18 protein-coding genes and 1 riboswitch are annotated in these 19,065 nt (G+C 54.2%); of the genes, 13 read left to right on the top strand and 5 right to left on the bottom strand.

Annotation, left to right across the window (positions count from 1 at the left end; translation table 11 throughout):
• Positions 1–80 precede the first annotated feature (80 nt).
• The 3 genes from HMPREF0045_RS02300 to HMPREF0045_RS02290 all read left to right on the top strand — a co-directional run bounded on the left by HMPREF0045_RS02300 (position 81) and on the right by HMPREF0045_RS02290 (position 2,646).
• Entirely contained in the window at positions 81–578 is a 498-nt protein-coding gene (locus tag HMPREF0045_RS02300) for a holo-ACP synthase (protein ID WP_005985110.1), read from the top strand.
• A gap of 69 nt (positions 579–647) precedes the next feature.
• A riboswitch (FMN riboswitch) is annotated at positions 648–775 on the top strand.
• Between the two features lie 144 nt (positions 776–919).
• Entirely contained in the window at positions 920–1,636 is a 717-nt protein-coding gene (locus tag HMPREF0045_RS02295) for an ABC transporter permease (RefSeq protein ID WP_231196664.1), read from the top strand.
• An 8-nt stretch (positions 1,637–1,644) separates the two neighbouring features.
• Entirely contained in the window at positions 1,645–2,646 is a 1,002-nt protein-coding gene (locus HMPREF0045_RS02290; RefSeq protein WP_005985107.1) for an ABC transporter substrate-binding protein, read from the top strand.
• Between the two features lie 56 nt (positions 2,647–2,702).
• On the opposite strand, the gene HMPREF0045_RS02285 is transcribed toward HMPREF0045_RS02290, so the two are convergent.
• From HMPREF0045_RS02285 to HMPREF0045_RS02275, 3 genes are read right to left on the bottom strand one after another with little or no spacing between them, the layout of a single operon-like run.
• Entirely contained in the window at positions 2,703–3,269 is a 567-nt protein-coding gene (locus HMPREF0045_RS02285) for a hypothetical protein (protein ID WP_005985106.1), read from the bottom strand.
• An 11-nt stretch (positions 3,270–3,280) separates the two neighbouring features.
• A complete protein-coding gene (locus HMPREF0045_RS02280) occupies positions 3,281–3,865 on the bottom strand; it encodes a GNAT family N-acetyltransferase (RefSeq protein WP_005985105.1) in 585 nt (194 codons plus the stop codon).
• Positions 3,862–5,016 (bottom strand): DUF3866 family protein, encoded by a 1,155-nt coding sequence (locus HMPREF0045_RS02275; RefSeq protein WP_005985104.1) that lies wholly within the window; start codon positions 5,014–5,016, stop codon positions 3,862–3,864. The genes HMPREF0045_RS02280 and HMPREF0045_RS02275 overlap by 4 nt, the downstream gene beginning before the upstream one ends.
• 28 nt (positions 5,017–5,044) lie before the next feature.
• Between HMPREF0045_RS02275 and HMPREF0045_RS02270 the strand changes: the two genes are divergently transcribed.
• The 7 genes from HMPREF0045_RS02270 to HMPREF0045_RS02240 all read left to right on the top strand — a co-directional run bounded on the left by HMPREF0045_RS02270 (position 5,045) and on the right by HMPREF0045_RS02240 (position 14,518).
• The gene (locus tag HMPREF0045_RS02270; protein WP_081466772.1) at positions 5,045–7,042 is read left to right on the top strand and encodes a helix-turn-helix transcriptional regulator; all 1,998 of its coding nucleotides are present in this window, start codon (positions 5,045–5,047) and stop codon (positions 7,040–7,042) included.
• A 140-nt stretch (positions 7,043–7,182) separates the two neighbouring features.
• A complete protein-coding gene (gene tatA, locus HMPREF0045_RS02265; protein ID WP_040315905.1) occupies positions 7,183–7,437 on the top strand; it encodes a Sec-independent protein translocase subunit TatA in 255 nt (84 codons plus the stop codon).
• Positions 7,438–7,521: 84 nt separating this feature from the next.
• Entirely contained in the window at positions 7,522–8,385 is an 864-nt protein-coding gene (gene tatC, locus HMPREF0045_RS02260) for a twin-arginine translocase subunit TatC (protein ID WP_005985101.1), read from the top strand.
• Positions 8,385–9,329, top strand: a complete 945-nt coding sequence (locus tag HMPREF0045_RS02255) for a diacylglycerol/lipid kinase family protein (protein ID WP_005985100.1) — start codon at positions 8,385–8,387, stop codon at positions 9,327–9,329. Before tatC ends, HMPREF0045_RS02255 begins: the two co-directional genes overlap by 1 nt.
• Positions 9,329–12,079 (top strand): DEAD/DEAH box helicase, encoded by a 2,751-nt coding sequence (locus HMPREF0045_RS02250; protein ID WP_005985099.1) that lies wholly within the window; start codon positions 9,329–9,331, stop codon positions 12,077–12,079. Before HMPREF0045_RS02255 ends, HMPREF0045_RS02250 begins: the two co-directional genes overlap by 1 nt.
• On the top strand, positions 12,064–13,650 hold the full coding sequence (gene lnt / locus HMPREF0045_RS02245; protein ID WP_005985098.1) for an apolipoprotein N-acyltransferase: 1,587 nt from the start codon (positions 12,064–12,066) through the stop codon (positions 13,648–13,650). Before HMPREF0045_RS02250 ends, lnt begins: the two co-directional genes overlap by 16 nt.
• A 118-nt stretch (positions 13,651–13,768) precedes the next feature.
• On the top strand, positions 13,769–14,518 hold the full coding sequence (locus HMPREF0045_RS02240) for a polyprenol monophosphomannose synthase (RefSeq protein ID WP_005985097.1): 750 nt from the start codon (positions 13,769–13,771) through the stop codon (positions 14,516–14,518).
• Positions 14,519–14,583: 65 nt separating this feature from the next.
• Here the strand turns inward: HMPREF0045_RS02240 and HMPREF0045_RS02235 are convergent, their stop codons facing one another.
• Positions 14,584–14,937 (bottom strand): RNA polymerase-binding protein RbpA, encoded by a 354-nt coding sequence (locus tag HMPREF0045_RS02235; protein ID WP_005985096.1) that lies wholly within the window; start codon positions 14,935–14,937, stop codon positions 14,584–14,586.
• Between the two features lie 139 nt (positions 14,938–15,076).
• On the opposite strand from HMPREF0045_RS02235, the gene HMPREF0045_RS02230 reads away from it, so the two are divergent.
• A complete protein-coding gene (locus tag HMPREF0045_RS02230) occupies positions 15,077–16,198 on the top strand; it encodes a 6-phosphofructokinase (RefSeq protein WP_005985095.1) in 1,122 nt (373 codons plus the stop codon).
• Between the two features lie 197 nt (positions 16,199–16,395).
• On the opposite strand, the gene HMPREF0045_RS02225 is transcribed toward HMPREF0045_RS02230, so the two are convergent.
• Positions 16,396–16,884, bottom strand: coding sequence for a GNAT family N-acetyltransferase (locus HMPREF0045_RS02225; protein ID WP_005985094.1), 489 nt, complete (start codon positions 16,882–16,884; stop codon positions 16,396–16,398).
• 135 nt (positions 16,885–17,019) lie between these two features.
• Between HMPREF0045_RS02225 and HMPREF0045_RS02220 the strand changes: the two genes are divergently transcribed.
• Positions 17,020–17,655 (top strand): SGNH/GDSL hydrolase family protein, encoded by a 636-nt coding sequence (locus HMPREF0045_RS02220; protein WP_005985093.1) that lies wholly within the window; start codon positions 17,020–17,022, stop codon positions 17,653–17,655.
• A 341-nt stretch (positions 17,656–17,996) separates the two neighbouring features.
• Complete coding sequence (locus tag HMPREF0045_RS02215) at positions 17,997–18,998, top strand: LacI family DNA-binding transcriptional regulator (RefSeq protein ID WP_005985091.1); 1,002 nt, start codon at positions 17,997–17,999, stop codon at positions 18,996–18,998.
• The last annotated feature ends 67 nt before the right edge of the window (positions 18,999–19,065 follow it).

Raw genomic sequence — 19,065 nt, 5'->3', positions numbered from 1 at the left:
CGCTTAAGGTGGGGGGTGGATCCTTAAAGGATCCACCCCCCACCGCTGTTTTTAGCGTCATGGCTAGTTAAGCTGGGGGAGTGGATAAGCCTAAAATCGTTGCCCCCAAAGTTACTGGTCAGTGTCCAGTGGGAGTAGGGGTTGACCTAGTGCAGATAGATGCTTTTGCTCAGCAACTATCTCAGCCTGGTACTAGTTTTGGTCAGCAAGCTTTTAGTCCCCGTGAACTAAGACAAGCCCAGGCGCGGGTGCGAGCCAGGGGAGCTGAGCCAAACTGGCAGGAGTTAGCCCCACACCTGGCGGCGCGCTGGGCTGCCAAAGAGGCTTTTGTTAAGGCCTGGTCCACTGCTTTGGTGGAACTTAAAGGTGCTGCCACCCCCCAGCCACTAAGCTTGGAAAGTTTCAACTGGGATCAGGTCGAAGTACTGCTAGATGAGCAGCTACGTCCCCAGCTAGCACTACGCGGCCAGGTAGCCCAGGCGGTTAGCCAAAGTGTGGGTGAGCTTAGCTGGCTGGTGTCACTAACCCATGAAGGTAACTGGGCTAGCGCCGTCGTAATTGCTGCTCTAGCAGCGTAAAAAATTTAGCTAACGGGTTTAAGCCTAAGTTGTTGAGGCCTTGGGCCTAGGTTTATAGTTGGCATGTAAAACGTGCTCCGGGGTCGGTGAAATTCCGAGCCGGCGGTTATAGTCCGCGACCCACCGGTATCTACTGGTGGCTGAGCTGGTGAAATTCCAGCACCGACGGTTAAAGTCCGGATGGGAGGAGGCACGCGGGTTTGCCTATTTTAGGTGACCTGCAGGCGCTGTGCGCGCGCATCCTTGTATTCCCCGGCGCTTACCGGGAGGAAACTTCCGCTATCTTCGGAAGGAATTAGATGCGAGCTTACAGGCCATGGCTAGCAATTACGCTAGGTGTAGTGGTTTTAGTCTTCTGGCAGCTAATTTCTGTATCCGGAGCTGTGGCTGAGTATTTTCTGCCAGCCCCCACCCACATCATTGACTCGCTAATTACCTCAATTTGCCACGCCAATATGCTTGGCTACGCCTGGGTTACCCTGCGTGAAGCCATTTTGGGCTGTATGTTGGCTTTTGTAGGGGCTTTACCCTTAGCATTGGCGCTATTTCACTGGCCACTGTTTTCGCAAACTGTGCTGCCTTATGTGGCCGCAAGTCAAGCGATTCCGGCTATTGCGATTGCGCCTTTGCTGGTGTTGTGGGTTGGTTACGGTTTGTTCCCGGTAGTGCTGCTATGTGCCTTTATGGTGTTTTTCCCAATCACTATCTCTATTTTGCTGGGGCTAAGGTCAATCAATCGTGATGTGATCGAGGCGGCCCGGCTTGATGGGGCGGGTGGTTTCAAAATGATTATCTATATGGAACTGCCGCTAGCTACTCCGGCAATTTTGGCAGGTTTGCGTACCGGCATGACACTGTCAATTACCGGTGCGGTAGTAGGGGAGATGACCATGGGGGGCACGGGATTGGGCATGGTTTTAGCATCCCAGCGCGACGCCGTAAATACCGCAGGTCTATTTGCCACCATCGTGGTGCTGTCAGTTATGGCCACTACTTTGCACGGTTTGATTCATGCCTGCGAAAAGCGTTCGCGCACAATCGCCGCAATTCAAAGTTAGGAAACACCATGATTTCACGTCGCCAAGCAGTTAGCCTACTGGGTTTAGCAGCAGGGGGCGTAGCCCTAGGGGCTTGCTCCTCAGGTACTGCCAGCAAATCTAAGACCGGGGCTCAGCCCTTAACTATTGGTCTGACCTACACCCCCAACATCCAGTTCGCACCCTTCTATTTGGCACAGGCCAATAAGCAATACGCAGACAGTGTCAAGCTGCGCCACCATGGGGCCCAGGAAGGCCTGTTTGATGCGCTGAGCGCCGGCAGCGAAGACCTGGTTATTGCTGGCGCCGACGAAGCCGCTGTGGCCTGCTCTAACGGTTCAAACCTGGTGGTTGTGGGCGGCTACTACCACAGCTATGCGGTATGCATTATGGTGCCGGCCAACTCCTCTATCACTTCACTTGCGCAGCTGCGTGGTAAGAAGATTGGTACCCCGGGAACCTATGGCGAAAACTGGTTCGGTCTGCTACTGGCTTTGCGTAGCGCGGGACTGAGCCAAAATGACGTCAACATTATGTCTATTGGCTACACTCAGCAGGCAGCCCTGATGAGCGGCAAGGTAGATGCCATTGTGGGCTACTCCAACAACGACGCCGTCGCCCTAGAAGAATCAGGCATGAAGGTACGTAAGTTGGCAGTAGCCACCAACCCGCCACTGATTGGCGCCAGCCTGGTTACCTCCACCAAGGCTTTAGCTGCTAAACGTGACGCCCTTAAAGCCGCTGTTGCTGCCTCGGTTAAGGGGATGCAGACTTTTGTCACTGATCCCGACGCCGCCGTGAAAGCTGCGGTCAAGTACGTGCCCGACCTAGCTGACGCCAAGCAGGCCGCCAAGGCTCGCAAGGTGGCCGTGGCTACCGCTGAGCTGATTAAGCCCAGTGGGCTCAGCGCTGATCAGATCGGCAAAATTGGTGCCAGCGAAGTTGAGGCGATGATCAAATTCTTAAGCGAGCTGAAGGTGTTTGGCTCCAAACCGGTCACGCGCGAAAAGCTACTAGACGCCCTGATCTAGGCCGCTACTGACTAAATACCCTAGACGGCCACTAGTTAGCTGCCAGGCATACTCCTTTAAAAAGGCTGCGTGTCTGGCAGCTTTTTAGCTTGCCGACGCAGGCGTCGAATATAGCTAATATTTGCTGGTAAATCATTAGGTAGCTTATGAGATTTGATGCTTTGCGGGGGAGAGGTTAGTAAATTAGCTTCACGCAGTGAGCTAATTACTGCTTTCATGCATTTAGCAAAAAACTTGTATTCAATCCAACTATCAGCTCTAAGGCTAGGAATAAGTACCACAAATAGTTCCGTGCCGTCAGCAAAATTATTGGCTACTAAGGCAATCTCAGTTTTGCCGCGCTGACGCTCGTGAGCAACGATACTAATTGGTACCATCGCTAGTGAAGCCATTCCAAATAACTCTGGATCAGTTATCGTGTCGATTATGTTGGCCCGAGCATTTGAGCCTTGAGCTACTATTACTCCAGTCCAGCCCTGCTGTTTTAGTAGCAGGTCGATCTTATTATCTACCAGTCTAAACTTCTTTGCTCCTAGCACATTAATTACGCACTGAATAGCGTTTTCACTCTGGCAAGCTAAAGTAAAACGCATAGCTGGATAAGAAGGGGCAATGCCAAACATAGTGGTTTTCCTCAGTCAGTACTTACACGTGAACGCACTACCCCTAAACCCATAGAGTTTAGAGCGCGCTGTAATTGTTTAGGGCTGACCTTCGCTGCCTGCGCTCCACGGCGTAGCACTCTATAGGTGTCCCCAGATTCTTCAGTGAGCATATTGGTTAACTCAAAACCATTCTTTTCATAAAACCGCAGTCGGCGCTGACGCTGGTGCGGATTTGGGGCGCCAGGCTCGTCTACAGGTTCAATCTCTAAAAATATCGGCAGGTCACGGTTATGCTCACAAATAGCATTAAGTACACGCGAGCCATAGCCGGCGCTGCGTAGCTGATCATTTACTGCTAAAAACGCCAGGTATAGCAGGCCGTGAGCACGCTGAAAGTAGGTCATGGCCACCACGCGAGCTACCCCATCTACAGAGGTCGGCTGTTTAGGGTCAATCCACGCTAAAAACTGCGCATTTAGGCGCAAAGAAGAGACATGCAAAAACGCTAATGGAATTTGCTCATTAGGCGGAAAAGCGCGCCGGTAAATACCGTGCACCTGGGCGGTTAGTGGGCCCCAAAAGGGCACTCTTACGGGTTTAAGCTGTGAAGTCATGATTCTAAAGTTTTAAGCCAGTGTGCGCGCGCTGCCCGGCCGGCAGCTGCTGCCGTAATGAAACTGGCGCGGTCTTGGTCAAGGCCGCGACCCATAGTAGATAGTTTTACCGGGCTGGTAGCCAAAGCCTCATCTAAGCCCTGGCAGGAAACAGAAACCAGGCGGTGAGGCTGGCCTAGCTGGCGTGGCAGCGCCAACTGGCGGGCCTGGGATTTAACCAGTTCACCAAACTCTCCGTCCAGCTCGGGCACAGCAATGAGCGCGCTACACAGCGTAGCGCGGCTATAAGCGGTTAAAGAATGGTGCGAAATCCCCAGGTGGCGCACGCGCGCATCAGCCTGAGACACGCGCAAAGAGGCAATTGGCTCACCCTCTAGCACCGCAGCAGCGTTAAGCGCATCGGCGCAAGCTACCCCGGAAAAACCCCAGGGCGTGTCACTACCCAAATTGCCTGGCCCCTGGGTCAGCACAATTATGTCTGCGCCTAGCACATGGCGCGCCGCTAACAGGCCGTTATGTAGTGAGACAGCCTCTAAATCGCCACCCCAAGACTGTCCCGTGGCCACGCTCCCAACTAGCCAGCCGGCTTGTTTTAACCCAAAAACGCTGCGCGAATAAGGCAGTGGCAGCGCGGCGCCGTCGCTCATAACATAAGCGATTTTTGGTGGCGGAGCTTGAGACGGATCCTCACCTACCAGCGGGCAGCGTGCCCCGGCAATTATGGCCGGCAGGGCAGAATGCAGATCGGCCACCACCACAGCGCCACCTGCCAGGTCTAGCTCAGTGTTTAATAGCTGGTGGTGGGCCGTGCCTGGCTCATCAACACTGGTAACTAGCTTCTGGTTGGGCATGTAGCGGGCTTTAACCAGGTGACCAGCCGGTTCGACGTCGTCGTTGAGCTGGTCTAGACGGGCCCCAACCATGGCGTGCCCACCTGTACCAAGTGAGCGGGCTAAGGCAGAAACCTCAATACGCACCCGCTCACCGATCTGGGCCTGGCCAAACAGGTCCGTATATAGCAGTGCTTTTACCTTTTCTCCGGGCAGATAAACACGTGCGTTAGCTGGGGCGGCCTCAATCCGTACCCAAACCAGAGCGCAACCGCCCCAAGTGCTATGCAGCTGCTCAACTACGCCATCACGCCACATCATGGCTGTAGCCTACCTGTAGGCTAAAGGCATGAGCCAACCAGTCAGTGTTGAGGAGAGAGTGCTTAACCTGCTGTTAGCGCTGTCTGGCAACCCGCGAGGACTGACCTTACGGCAGATAACTAGGCAGGTGGGCGGCTATGACGCAGCCACCCAAAGCAGCGTTGAGCGCAAACAGGTGCGTAGATTTGAGCGCGACCGCGCCACGCTACGTGAACTGGGAATAGTAATCAACTCTGAAGTTGATGTAGATAACCCCACCAACACGCATCCCCATAAACGCTACCTACTTACCCCCACCAGCTACTGTCCGCAGTTACCAGATTTATCGCCAGCGCAGCTGCTGACCCTAGAACTAGCCACGCACCTGTTTAGTGGCGGTTTTATTGGTACACGGCTAAGTATTGTGCGAACCAAACTAAAGGCCTATTACCCCTTATACAACCGTGTGTTTAAGGCTCTGCCCACGCCCGGTCCGGAGCTTAGCCAAGAGGTAGTGCAGGGCTTAACTAGAGGCGCCCAACTGGAATTTGCCTATCAGGGCCTGCATGATCGCAGCCCACGTCAACGTCAGGTGTGGGGCGCTAAGTTAAGTGTGCTTGAGGGGGGCTGGTATCTTGACGGTTTTGATCAGCTAGCTCAGGCCTACCGGCGTTTTCGCGTTGATCGCATAGTGGGCCAGATAAATGCCCGGCCGCTGCCAGAGGCTGAGCGGCCAGAGCCGGCCCTGCCGTCAGATAGTAGACACTGTCAAGCTAAGCTTTGGTTAGCGCCAAATAGTGCCTGGCAGTTAAAAGCCCATGCCAAGGCACTGGGGCAAGACCGCTACCTACTTGACTATCACCCAAGTGATCAGCTGCAACTAGTGTCTACGCTTAGCTCCTTAGCGGAGCAGGCCCTGGTGCTTGAGCCGGCTGACCTAGCCCAAGCAGTGCTAAGACGGTTGCAAGCCCTAGAAAACATAGAAGCTAAGCCAGCCCATGATGAGGGGGGAGTTAGCCGGACAAAACCCAAAAGCCCTAAGGTCTACCCGCCCACCACCATAGTTGTGGCCCGCATGTTAGCCCTGGTGCAATGGGTTAAAACGCACCCGGGGCAAAGCTTTGACAGCTTAGCTAGTCACTTTGGAGTTAGCCCGCAGCAGATCCGTAAAGACGTAGATAGCTTGAGCTTAGCCGGCGCCGATCATGTGCCCTGGCAGGGGCTAGATTTTGATTTTGCTGATTTACATGAGGGTAAAGTGAGCCTCAGTAACGCTGGGGGATTGGCTAACCAGCTGCATCTAGATGAGCTTGACCGTGAAGTTTTGGCTTTTGCCCTGGCAGCTTTAGAAGCTGGCCCCTGGCAAAGTTACGCTCGCCAGCTAAACCAATTACTGCAGTTAAGCCCTAATACCCCGGGTGCAGCCGAGCTAGAAACAGCCGCTAGCGCTGAGACCAAAAACCTGGCCGGCCCCATGAACACGGCCCTAAGCCAAGTTTTTGCCACAGTACTAGAAGCCCTTATGACTGGGCGCGCCCTAAAGCTCAGCTACGTTGACGCCGCTGGGCTTAGCTCCCAGCGCAACGTGGACCCCTGGTGGCTAGTTAGCGACGGCGCCCGGCTTACACTGGTGGGCTACTGTCATGGGGCCAGGGCTAAACGCCGCTTCCGGCTAGAACGCATCAGCGCGTTAAGCCTGGGCGGCCAGGTACGCAAAGGCGCCCCAGAACCCAACACCTCAGCTGACAAACGTCGTCGCGCCCGGGGCCAAAGTTGGGGTCGCACAGCCAAAACAGCCACTTTGCGTATCCGGCCTAGTGGAATTTGGTTGACACAAGTAGCTAGCCCTAAACAGGTTATTTATAACCAAGACGGCACCATCACCATAGAAATAATTGGCCGTTCCCAGGCCTGGCTAGAGTCTGTGGTGTTGCGCGCAAGCGGTGAGCTGCTAGCTGTAGAACCTGCCACATTGTTAGAAAAAGTCAGTGTTCGCGCAGCTAAAGCCCGGGCTAACTATGCTCAAAGCGTGAGCCTAAAGAAGTGATTTGGCCCGGTTCGTGGCAAGATAATAGGTATATGGGTTTGCTGTGGCTGGCCCCGATTCTTGGATCGGCTGGTAAAACGGTAAACTTTCCCCGTCCATACATGAATTTTCATGCCAAGTCTTTGGAAGGCAGGCTCACTATGGGAGCATTTCGCCCCTGGCACTGGATCGTAATCATCGTCTTGTTGATTTTGCTGTTCGGCGCCAACAAGCTGCCGGAGATCGCCGGTAGCCTCGGCAAGTCGATGAAGGTCCTTAAGAAGGAAGTTAAGGAACTCAAGGAGGAGGATGCTCCTGCACAGAAGCAGGCACAGATCACTCCTCAGGAGGGTACTTACTACACCCAGCCTTCCCAGCCTCAGGCCGCCCCTGAGCAGCAGGGCGAGGCTAAGTGACGCATAGCTGACTAAGTGCAGGGTAGGCCGTGGGGTCTGCCCTGCACGCTTAGTGCGGTTTCGATTTTTGTAGAAGGAATACAGGTGGCTGAGGACACGCCCAAGAAGAAGCGTTTTAAGCTACGTAAGCGTAAGGACAACCCTGAAGCACGCATGTCTTTGGGGGCGCACCTGCGCGAGGCACGCAACCGTTTAATTATTGCTGCCCTGGGTGTGTTAGTTGGAACCATCGTGGCCTGGATCTTTTACGACCAGGCTTTTGCGGTGCTGACTAATCCGCTGGAAGTGGCGCGCGCGCATGGTCACAATGTCACTGTTAACTTTGGGACTGTACTATCTTCCTTCGATATCAAGCTGCGTGTATCTATGTGGGCGGGCTTTGTTGGCTCGGCTCCTTTGTGGATCTACCAGTTTTGGGCGTTTATTGCCCCAGGGTTGCTGCCGAAAGAGAAGCTACTGGCGCTGGGCTACGGCCTAGCCGGGCTGGCTTTGTTTATATGTGGCTGTCTGCTGGGTATCTGGCTGATTCCTCACGCTGTGGATGTGCTTACCGGTTTCATCCCGACTTCTTCTACCGGATACCTGGATGCTAGCCAGTACCTGTCTTTTGTGACCCGCCTGCTGCTGGTCTTTGGTTTGGCTTTCTTGTTCCCTGAAATGATGGTGGGGCTAAACCACCTGGGTCTGATTAAGGGCCGGACCATGCTGCGTGGCTGGCGTATCGCAGTGGTCTTTGTCTTTATTTTCATGGCTATCGCTAACCCACTGCCTGACCCTTGGTCCATGATTTTTATGGCGCTACCGATTTGTGCGCTCTACTTTGGGGCTTGCGGTATTGCGATGCTGCGAGACAAGCGTCGCGCCAAGCGTATGGCTGAAGAAGACGCCGCCCTTGATGCTGCCCTGGCTACCCCTAGCACTGCGCAGATTGGACCGGCCAACAGCTAATGCGGATAGTACTACTTGGTAATAAGGCGGCTGGTGCTGGTAATGGCCTAGCCGCCTACCGCTATCTGATGCGTAAATTCAATGCGCTTGAGCATGATGCGACGCGTCTGGGAGCTTTCGATTTTATAGATGTCACCGGCGACAATCTGGTGGATTCGCTTTCACGTCTAAGCTCCCTGGAAATAGGCAGCTACGACCTGCTGGTAGTAGCTGGGGGAGATGGCACAGTCACCTTAGCCTTAGATGCGGTGGCTGATACAGAGGCGGCTTTAGCTATTATTCCGGCAGGTACTGGTAACGACGGCGCCCGTCACTTTGGTATTACCGACTGGCGTCGCAGCGCCGATCGATTACTAAACAACCTTAAAGCTGGGCCCCTAAACACACTTAAAACTGATCTAATTAAAGCTACCTTCGCAGCCGATGATCGCAGGCAACGCTGGGTGCTGAGCGTGGTAACTGCTGGTGTGGATGCAGCTATTAACCAGCGCGCTAACAACTATGACTGGCCGCGCAACCGGGGCAGGTATGTGCGTGCAGCAGTACGTGAATTTGCCACGCTTAAGGGCTACCACTATGAGCTGACCCTAGACGGCGTCAAGCTGCCTGCTCAGCGCTTGCACCTGGTGGCTTTCGCTAACACTTCCTACTATGGCGGGGGCATGCACATCGCCCCGCAGGCCAGTGCCACTGATGGTCAGGGAACCTTGGTGAGTGTAGATCCGGTGGCGCGCTTTACGGTACTGCGGGTGTTTCCCCGCATTTTTTCCGGTACCCACGTAAACCACCCGGCAGTACACATGACTAATGCCTCCACGCTCACTATTGATGGCCCAGATTTGCCGCTGCTTTACGGTGACGGTGAACCTCTTGGCCACGCCCCGGTGACTTTGGAAGTAATTTCTGATGCTTTAACGCTGGTTGATAACTGGAGTAATAACTAATGGGATCTTCTCCGGCTGAGCGCTATGCAGCCGCACGTGCCTTAGCTAAGCATGAGGCTACGCGCCTAGCTCGTTTTGAGGCGCAATACGATTTTCCACTTGATGATTTTCAGTTAGAAGGCTGCCGGGCCCTGGAGGAGGGCAAGTCAGTGTTGGTGGCCGCCCCTACCGGAGCTGGTAAAACTGTGGTGGGGGAGTTCGCCGTCTACCTGGGGCTTATGAGTGGACGCAAAACTTTCTACACCACCCCCATTAAGGCTTTAAGTAACCAAAAATACCTGGACCTGGTGACCCGCTACGGCCACGACGTCGTCGGCCTTTTAACCGGAGACAATTCCATCAACCCCCACGCACCCATAGTCGTAATGACTACTGAGGTTTTGCGTAACATGCTTTACGCCGGCTCGGCGGACCTGGAAAACCTGGCCTATGTGGTGATGGATGAGGTGCACTACCTAGCGGACCGTTTCCGTGGGCCGGTATGGGAAGAATCCATTATTCACCTAGAGGCCAGCGTACAGGTAGTGGCCCTGTCGGCAACCGTTTCAAATGCGGAAGAGTTTGGTCAGTGGCTAGAAGAAGTTCGTGGACACTGTCAGGTAATTGTTAGTGAGCATCGTCCAGTGCCGCTTAAGCAGTTCATGATGGTGGGGCGTAAACTATTTCCGCTCTACAGCCATGAGGATACAGATAGTGGCGCCGTCATTAACCGTGATCTAACCAGCGCCTTGCACCGAGCCCGGCGCGCTCAAGGCGGCTATAAGCGCCCACCGCGCCCGGGACGCTTCCCAGCCCCGCCTTCACTTACCCCGCCGCGTCGCTCAGTGGTGATTGAAGCGCTGCATAAAGCCCATATGCTGCCGGCAATCGTATTCGTGTTTTCCCGCAACGGCTGTGAAGAAGCTGTTTCCCAAGCCATGAATGCAGGCATAAACCTGACCACTGCTGAAGAAGCGCAGCAGATCAGGAGGATTATTCAGGCCAATACCGCCCAGCTTTCTGGCGCGGATCTGGCCGCTGTGGGTTTTTACAGCTGGGCTAGCGCCCTAGAACACGGCATTGCTGCCCACCACGCCGGAATGCTTACGGCTTTTAAAGAAACTGTTGAGCAGCTCTTTGCCCAAGGCCTAGTTAAGGTGGTTTATGCCACCGAAACTCTGGCCCTGGGGGTTAACATGCCTGCGCGCACAGTGGTGCTGGAATCTTTACGTAAATGGGACGGCCAAGCTCATAACCAACTCACCCCCGGCCAGTACACTCAGCTAACTGGGCGAGCTGGCCGGCGCGGCATTGACAGTATCGGTTACGCCGTCGTGCTGGGAGCCGGGCAGGTAGAAGCCCAAACCGTGGCCTCGCTGGCCTCCAAACGCTCCTACCCACTCAAAAGCGCTTTCACGCCTAACTACAATATGGCGGTTAACCTGCTCTCGCGCACCAACTACAATGTGGCTCGCGACATTTTGGAGTCATCTTTCGCCCAGTTCCAAGCTGACCGGGCGGTAGTGGAACTAGCCGCGAGCGCCCGTAAAGCCCGTGCCAAAGCTGATAATCTCAGTTCGCAAATGCGCTGCTCACATGGGGACTACATCAGCTATGCGCAGCTACTGCTGGATATTTCGTCCGGCGATAAAGAGCTCAAACAGCTTATTAGCGCTGATGAAACCCGCTATTTAACCTCCCAAATGCGCGCCTTGAAGCGTGGGGATGTGATTTTGCTACGCGTGGGCCGTCGTTCGCGCCATGCGGTGGTGCTGGAGCGGCGCCAGGACGCGGCGGGCTTGCCGCTGCTGAGCATTGTGGATGAGACCGCTAAGGTGCAGGTACTTACCCCTCTTGAGCTTAAAGGCCCGGCGGTGGTGCTGGGCAAAATGCAGCTTGGCCACAGCGTGGGGGCACGTAACCATAGTGCCCTTAAGAAAACTGCCGCGCGCCTATCGCAGATGGTGGCGGGAGGAGATTTGAAACCCGCGAAGCTACGCGCTAAGCAGTCCGTGCGCACCAAGCAGCTACGCGTACGCCTTGACCAGCTGCGCAGTCAGCTGCGTGAGCATCCTTGTCACAGCTGCCCGCACCGTGAGGAACATGCGGTGGTGGGGCGTAAATGGGCTAAGGCGCAGAGGGAAGCTGACCGCATTAGTGCCCGCGTGCATGCGCGTACTTCTTCTATCGCCCGCACTTTTGAGGCGGTGTGCAAGGTTCTAGAGCATTTTGGCTACCTGGAGCGTGAAGCAGACCAGCTGCGCCCAACTGCACGCGGTAAGTTGTTGGCGCGTATCTATGCTGAACGTGATCTACTGGTGGCCCAGTGCCTGGTTAATGGGGTGTGGGCTAATCTGTCTCCCGCACAGTTAGCAGGGGTGGCCTCTAGCTGCGTGTTTGAGCCGCGTATTGGTTCCAAGGTGGCTTTTAGTGACGGCACTTTGGGTAAGGCCCTACGTAAAACCACTGATCAGGCCGAGCGAATTCATGTGCAGGAACTGGCAGTGGAGCTGGCGCGCAGCGGGGATGCCCAATGGGATTTAGCTGAGGCTATTAACGATTGGGTGAACGGAGCAGATCTTAAAGATGTCCTGGCTCTAAGTGAGATGGGCGCTGGTGATTTTGTGCGCTGGTGCAAGCAGCTTTTGGATCTGGTGCGCCAAATGCGTTCTTTGGCTTTGGATGGGCAGTTGGAGACTATTGCGGTAACTGACCTGGTGCGTTTGGAGGCCGGCTTGAATAGGGGAGTAGTGGCGTGGTCAAACGTATAAGCTTGCCTGGCTTGGCTGCGCCGGGTGGGGCAAAGCATTTTTTGGCTTTGTGTGTTTTGGCTTTGGCCCTGGGGCTAGTGGTTGCCAAGTTTTTTTACACGCCTGTGTGGGCGGTGCCTATTGGCGGCGTGGGGGCGCTGTACCTGCTTACCCGCGAGCGCGCCGGTAGCTTCCGCCTAGGTTTTTGCTACGCAGTTGGCTTGTTTGCGCCCTTGTTTCAGTTCACCCAGGTGTCTATGGGTAATCCGCTGGGCTGGGTGGCGTTAACTATTTTTGAGTCACTGTATTTAGCGGTGTTTGCTTGGCTGTGGGCGGCAGTTAGTGGCACGGCCTGGGTGCGTGAGCATCTGCTTAGTGGCGCCGCGATTTTTGCGTTTTTATTTGCTGGCTGTGAGCAGCTGCGTTCTAGCTGGCCGCTGGGTGGTTTTGCGTGGGCGCGCCTGGCGCAGTCGCAAATTTATTCGCCCCTGCTGCCACTAGCTAGCTGGCTGGGTTCTAGTGGTTTAACGTTTGTGGTGGCTTTGCTAGGTTCACTGGGCGCTTTGGGACTGGTGAGCTTGTTACGTTTGCGCCTGGAGAAGGCGGTAACTGCATTGGCGTTAGCGGCTTTGCTAGTGCTGGGGCCTACTTTTATTGAGTTACCGACTGCCGCCCAGGCGGGCATATTGCGGGTGGGGGCGGTGCAGGGAAGTATCCCCGGTAAGGATCCCAGCCAGGCTTTTAGCCGAGAAATGCTGGTAACTGGCCAGCATGTGGCGGGCACGCGCAAGCTACAGGGCGAGGTTGGCGCCGGTGGGGTAGATGTGGTGTTGTGGCCGGAAAATTCAGCTGATTTAGACCCGCGCTCTTACCCGCAGGTGGCCGCCGTGGTTACGCAGGCCAGTGAGGATATTAAGGCCCCGATTGTGGTTGGTGGTGTGCTTTACGACGACGGCGCCTCCAGCCGCTATAACGACATGATCGTTTGGAATGGGGCTGATGGGGCGGGAGAAATTTACCGTAAACACCATCCGGTACCTTTTGGGGAGTATGTGCCTTGGCGGGGCACTTTACGTAAAATCACCAAACAGGTTGACCGCATTAGCACCGATATGCGTGCGGGCAGTGGCTCACATACTTTGACTTTCACTACCCGCGATGGGCGTAAAGCCAAGCTGGCGGTGGGGATCTGTTTCGAGGTGGCTTATGACAATGAGCTTCGCGCCGGGGTGCACCAGGGCGGGCAGGCCCTATATATTCCCACCAATAATGCTTCTTTTGTCGGCTCTGATGAGTCACGCCAACAGCTATATATGGGCCGCTTGCAGGCAGTCATTCATGGACGAGCCGTAGTGCAGGTGTCTACCACCGGCATTAGCGCCACGATCAGCCCTGATGGCCAGATTCGTAGCTTGGCTAAAAGTGGCACCCAGATGGCCATTGTGGATGACCTACCTTTGCGCCGCGACATTACTATCGCTGACCGCTGCGGCGGGCTCATTGATGGCTTTTTAACCTTTGGGTTTGTAATTGTGGGCTTAGGTTTTGCGTTCGCAGTGCCGATCTTAAAAAAGAAAACTAAAAGTAAATAGTTTTTAATGATCCCATTCAGATTTACCACAGTGGTGGTATTCTCTTAACGCGGGTGGCAAGCTGCCGCCGTATCCCCTAAAGCGGCTTTGTGCCCTGCCCTAGTTTTAAGGAGCCTTCATGCGTTCGGTTGTGCTTATCCCTACCTACAATGAGATAGATTCCCTACCAACTGCTCTTGATCGCGTACGCAGCGCGGCTGTACAAGCACACATTTTAGTAATTGATGACAACTCTCCTGACGGCACCGGGGATTTAGCTGACGCCCGTGCCCAGGATGATGACCACATCCACGTACTGCACCGCACTGAGAAAAATGGTCTAGGCCCGGCTTATCTAGCCGGTTTTAAGTGGGCGCTAGAAAATGATTTTGAGCTAATCATTGAGATGGATGCTGATGGCTCTCACCGCGCTGAGGACTTAGCGCTGCTGATTCAGCGCGCTGAGATGGCGGATAAGCCTGATCTAGTGATTGGTTCACGTTGGATCAGTGGCGGCGCTACGCAGGGTTGGTCACAAAAGCGTGTACTGCTTTCGCGCGCCGGAAACGTGTACATCAACTTGGCTCTGGGGCTAAATGTGCGTGACGCTACCGCAGGCTTCCGTGTTTACCGCGCCGATCTGCTACGCCGTATGGACCTAAATAAGGTTGAGGCGCTGGGCTATGGTTTCCAAGTCAACATGACTTTGCTGGTATACCAGGCAGGTGGACGCATTGTAGAGATGCCTATTACTTTCCTTGAGCGTGAAGCGGGGGAGTCCAAGCTTTCTGGCGGCATCTTCACTGAGGAACTAAAGCTGGTTACTCGCTGGGGCCTAAAGCACCGTGGTAAGCAGCTACGCCAGGCGCTAGGCAAGATGCGTAAGTAAAGCAAAACGCAAAAAAGGTTGCTGTCAGCTTTAGGCTGGCAGCAACCTTTTTATAGGTGTTTGTCTCAGAAGGACTGACGGTAGCTTTCGCCGCTACGCAGCATCTCTAGGCGCTCGTTTAGCAGTTCTTTGAGCTCTTCCTCAGTGCGGCGCTCAAGCAGCATGTCCCAGTGGGTACGCGGAGTCTTCTTGGGCTCTTCAGCCTCAGGCTCATCGCCGCCACGCAGCAGGGCCTGGTTGCCACACTCGGAGCATTCCCAGGTGGGAGGAATATCAGCCTCAATGGCCATGGGGATAACGGTTACGTGCCCCAAATCGCACACGAACGTAATGTTCTGGTGGGCGGCGAACTCTACATTGTCTTCAGATTCCATTGACTTAGAACCAATGGTCATACCTCGTAGCGCGCGATCCGCCATCTATAACTCCTAAAAGTGGGTATATCTACGCCAAGTTACAACCGCTGGTGGCGCAGACTTATTCCAAAAACCTTTCCTATTCTACCAATTTTGTTTTAGCTCTTGGGACTGGCTACCGCTATGCACCATACTTGTAGCTATGGCAAAGCGCATTGGTATCCTTACAGCCGGTGGCGACGCACCCGGCTTGAACGCTGCAATTCGAGGGTTTGGCAAGTCTGCCATTGGTAACTACGGTTGGGAGCTGATTGGTTTCAAAGATGGCCTACGTGGTTTGGTAGAAAACCGCTCCGTAGAGCTAGATGCCAAGGCCCTATCTGGCATTCTTACTGTTGGTGGCACTATTTTGGGCACCAGCCGCGACAAGGTACACCGTATGAATGTCGATGGCCAAGTACGTGACATGATCCCCACCGCCGTACAGACCTATAACGACAACCGACTAGATGCCCTGGTAATGCTAGGTGGCGGAGGTACCGCAAAGAATGCGCGGCGCCTGATGGAAGCGGGGCTAAACGTAATCCACCTGCCGAAAACTATCGACAATGACATTGTCCAGACTGACTCTTCCTTCGGTTTTGCTACTGCTTTGGAGATCGCCACTGAGGCTTTGGACCGTTTGCACTCGACGGCGCACTCGCACCACCGCATTATTCTTACTGAAATCATGGGGCACCGAGCTGGCTGGTTGGCTTTGGGGGCGGGTATCGCTGGGGGAGCGGACGTTATTTTGCTTCCCGAAATCCCCTACAGCGTGGATGCGATTGTTGAAAAGATTAACCGTCGTCGTGCCCATGGCTCCACCTTCTCTGTTATTGCCGTGGCCGAGGGCGCTATGAGCACCCAGACTGCAGCCGAGTTGGAAACTTTGCGTTCAATCGTTAAGGATGCTTCTTCACCGGAGAATAAGGCTCGCGCTAAGCAACACGTTAAGGAACTAGAGGCCGCTCAGCGTGCCAATATCTTCACCCTAGCTGAGCAGCTAGAACATGCCACCGGACTGGAGGCGCGCGTGTCGATCTTGGGTTATGTGCAGCGCGGCGGTGTGCCCTGTGGGGCTGACCGTCTGCTAGCTACGCGTCTTGGTAGCGCCGGCGCGGCTGCTATTGAAGCTGGACGCTTTGGAGTTACGGTGGCAGATCGCAGTCACGGCACTCAGCTGGTTCCGCTTAAGGATGTGGCCGGCAAGGTTAAGTATGTGCCCACCAACCACGAGTGGATCCGTGCCGCCCGTGAAGTTGGCACCGCTCTGGGTGACTAGACGTTACTAATTATCTGCAAATCCTGTAGATACAATACATAAGGTGTGTAAGTGAGATGCGCTTGCACACCTTATGTCATTTATCTAGAGAGTAGAGCCACTAAGTCAAGCTGCTAAGTGGAATTGGCCGGTAAAGCCTTGAGCGTGCAAGTTACTAGACAATGTCACTCAGGCTAGTTTTCTAAGGCCAGCTTTACTTAGAGGTGGCAGCTCATAATGGTTAGGTCCAAATCTTGGCCAAATTTGGTGCCAGCACGTGGAATAACGCATTCGAGCTTAAAACCGGCTTGTGAATGCAGTTCAACGGAAGCAATGTTTCCAGACTCAATAAAAGCCATCATCAGCTTGTCTCCAACAGCTTTGCTGGCAGCTAGGAGAGCAGCTAGGAGCTGTTTGCCCAAGCCCTGGCCGCGCGCAGAGGTGCGGATATAAATCGAGTTTTCTACGCTGTGTTCATAGGCTTCATAAGCTCGCCATTGCTCAGCGGTAGCGTAGCCAAGCACCTGATCATGCTCGTCAACGGCCACCACGGCAGTGCCGCGTTCTAGCGCTGGTTTTAGCCAGGCGGAAGCATCGCCGGGCAAAATTTGGTGGCTAGTCCAAAGGGCGATGCCAGTGCGTGCAGCTTCATTGCGGATCTGACTCATAGCGATAGCATCAGCGTATGTGGCTTTACGGATGATCATAAGCAGATAATAACGCCCCTATCGCAAACGCCGATAATGTACATTATGTCATTTTTGCTGGAAGAGGTCTTCCCTAGTCTGTCCCTGTACGCCTCAATGCGTCGCAAATAGCTGCTTGCTGCGTAAGCTTTAGCTATGGATTCAAACTGGGATCAAGCTGTAATCCCTAACGCACAGCCCTTCCCTGCAGCGCTATTCATTGGCGACTCTGTAACCACCGGCTGGCAAGCTATAGAAAAACCAACTCAGCGCTGGACTAGTTTGCTGTGCCAAGCACTGGGCTGGCGCGAAATAAATCTAGGTATCGACGGCTTAGGTTTCTTTGCCCGACGTGGCCCAGCGCTTCCTGACGGCACTCGCGCACCTGCCGTGGCCAATACTGAGCTACTTAAAGCCGCTGTAAGACTTCAGTCCCAGGTAATTTTTGTAAGTCTTGGTTTAAACGACGCCGCCTTTTTACCTAGCCACGCTGCTCAGGTTCGTAAAGCTATCTGGGCTGATCTGGAATTCTTGCGCACTTGCAGTCATGCCAGCGTGGTGGTCTGCCCCTATTTCCCCACCCTTAACGGCTCACGCTTCAACGCCGTTAACACCATGATTGCCCAGGCTTGCAGTCAGCTGGATCTAATCTTCACTGATTGCTTGACCGACGCTATCGCCACCAGTGCTGAGCCGGCTCGGCTAGCTATTGATTCAATGCATCCAGCCACCCTAGGACACGCTCTAATGAGCCAGGCCATGCTCGATTTCCTAGCTAAATTAGCGCGCTAATAGCCATGATCTGGATTGAAACTGACCTGGAGGCAAAATACTGACAGCCACATCCTGAATTGAAACTGACCTGAAAGCAATGCTGGCGGCCATACCCTGGCCTGGAAGTGAGCCTTAGCTTTTAGTGGCTTCCACTAGGACTACTCCCCCGATTTTGACATAAGGTATATGTCCTCCTTCTGATTTTAGTGACCTGTTTTGCGTTCTATGGCTCTGTTTGGTTTATAAGTAATACCTAAACGATCTATACGTTCAGCTAATCAAACTGGCTCTGACCTGCGCAAACGCTTTTTAAGCGCTACACTTAATAGGGTACGGATTTAAAACCATAGAAGGTTGCCATGTCTAGCTCCGAACGTAAACCTACGCTTGCTGATGTAGCTAGTCGTGCTGGGGTCTCTCCCACCACTGTCTCGCGTGCTTTAAATGGGCGCGGCTACGTGTCTCGAGCTATGCAAGAGCGAATCGACGAAGCTGTCACTGAGCTGGGATACCTGACTAACCACACGGCTAGGACGCTGCGTGGTAAAGCCACCCAGACCGTGGGGTTAATAATCCCTACCCTGGCTATGCCGTTTTTTGGCGAGCTGGCAGTGGCTGTAGAAAATGCACTAGCTAAACGTGATTATCGGATGCTGGTGTGCAACAGCCTGGGCAAACCAGAGCGGGAAAAAGAATACCTAGATCTTTTACTAGGCCAGCATGTAGATGGCATTATCTCTAGCGCTCACAACGAAAACGTATGTGACTACTCGACGCTGGATTTGCCGGTGGTCTCCATTGACCGCAACCTGCACCCCAGCATTCCAATTGTGCGATGCGATAACTACGACGGCGCCCGGCAGGCCACCCAGCTGCTGCTAGATCGTGGGGCTCGCCGTCCTGCTCTACTAACCTCCAGGATGGGGCCGCATAATTTGCGTGAAAAAGGCTACCGCCACGTGCTTGAGCAGGCCGGTATTGAGCCGCTAGTAATGACGGTCAGTTTCAATACGCCTCAGCGGGTGCTGACAGAAACTATCCGCCGTGAGTTAGATACTCACCCGGAAGTTGACTCAGTTTTTGCTACCGATGATTTACGTGCGGCCACCGCCTATGAGTGGGCGCTGCAGCATGGCTTTGAGATTCCTGATGACTTCAAAGTGATCGGTTTTGATGGCACCTTCGCCATGCGTCAGGCTATGCCTTGGCTGTCCACTGTAATCCAACCCATCAACCAAATGGCCCAGCACGCGGTGGAGCTTTTAGTTGAACAGGTAGATTGCCTTGATCTGCAACGCGACCAGTTCCCAGCAGACATCATCGAGCTACCAGTTAAACTCTATCGCGGCCGGACCGTTTAAAACTTTGCCGTTGCTAGCCTGATTGAAAAAACTGGCGCTACACCAAAAAAGCTGGGGGCCCTAACCT

The organism is Actinomyces graevenitzii C83 (assembly GCF_000239695.1).
GTDB lineage: Bacteria > Actinomycetota > Actinomycetes > Actinomycetales > Actinomycetaceae > Actinomyces > Actinomyces graevenitzii.
This window is presented reverse-complemented; position numbering and strand designations above follow the sequence as displayed.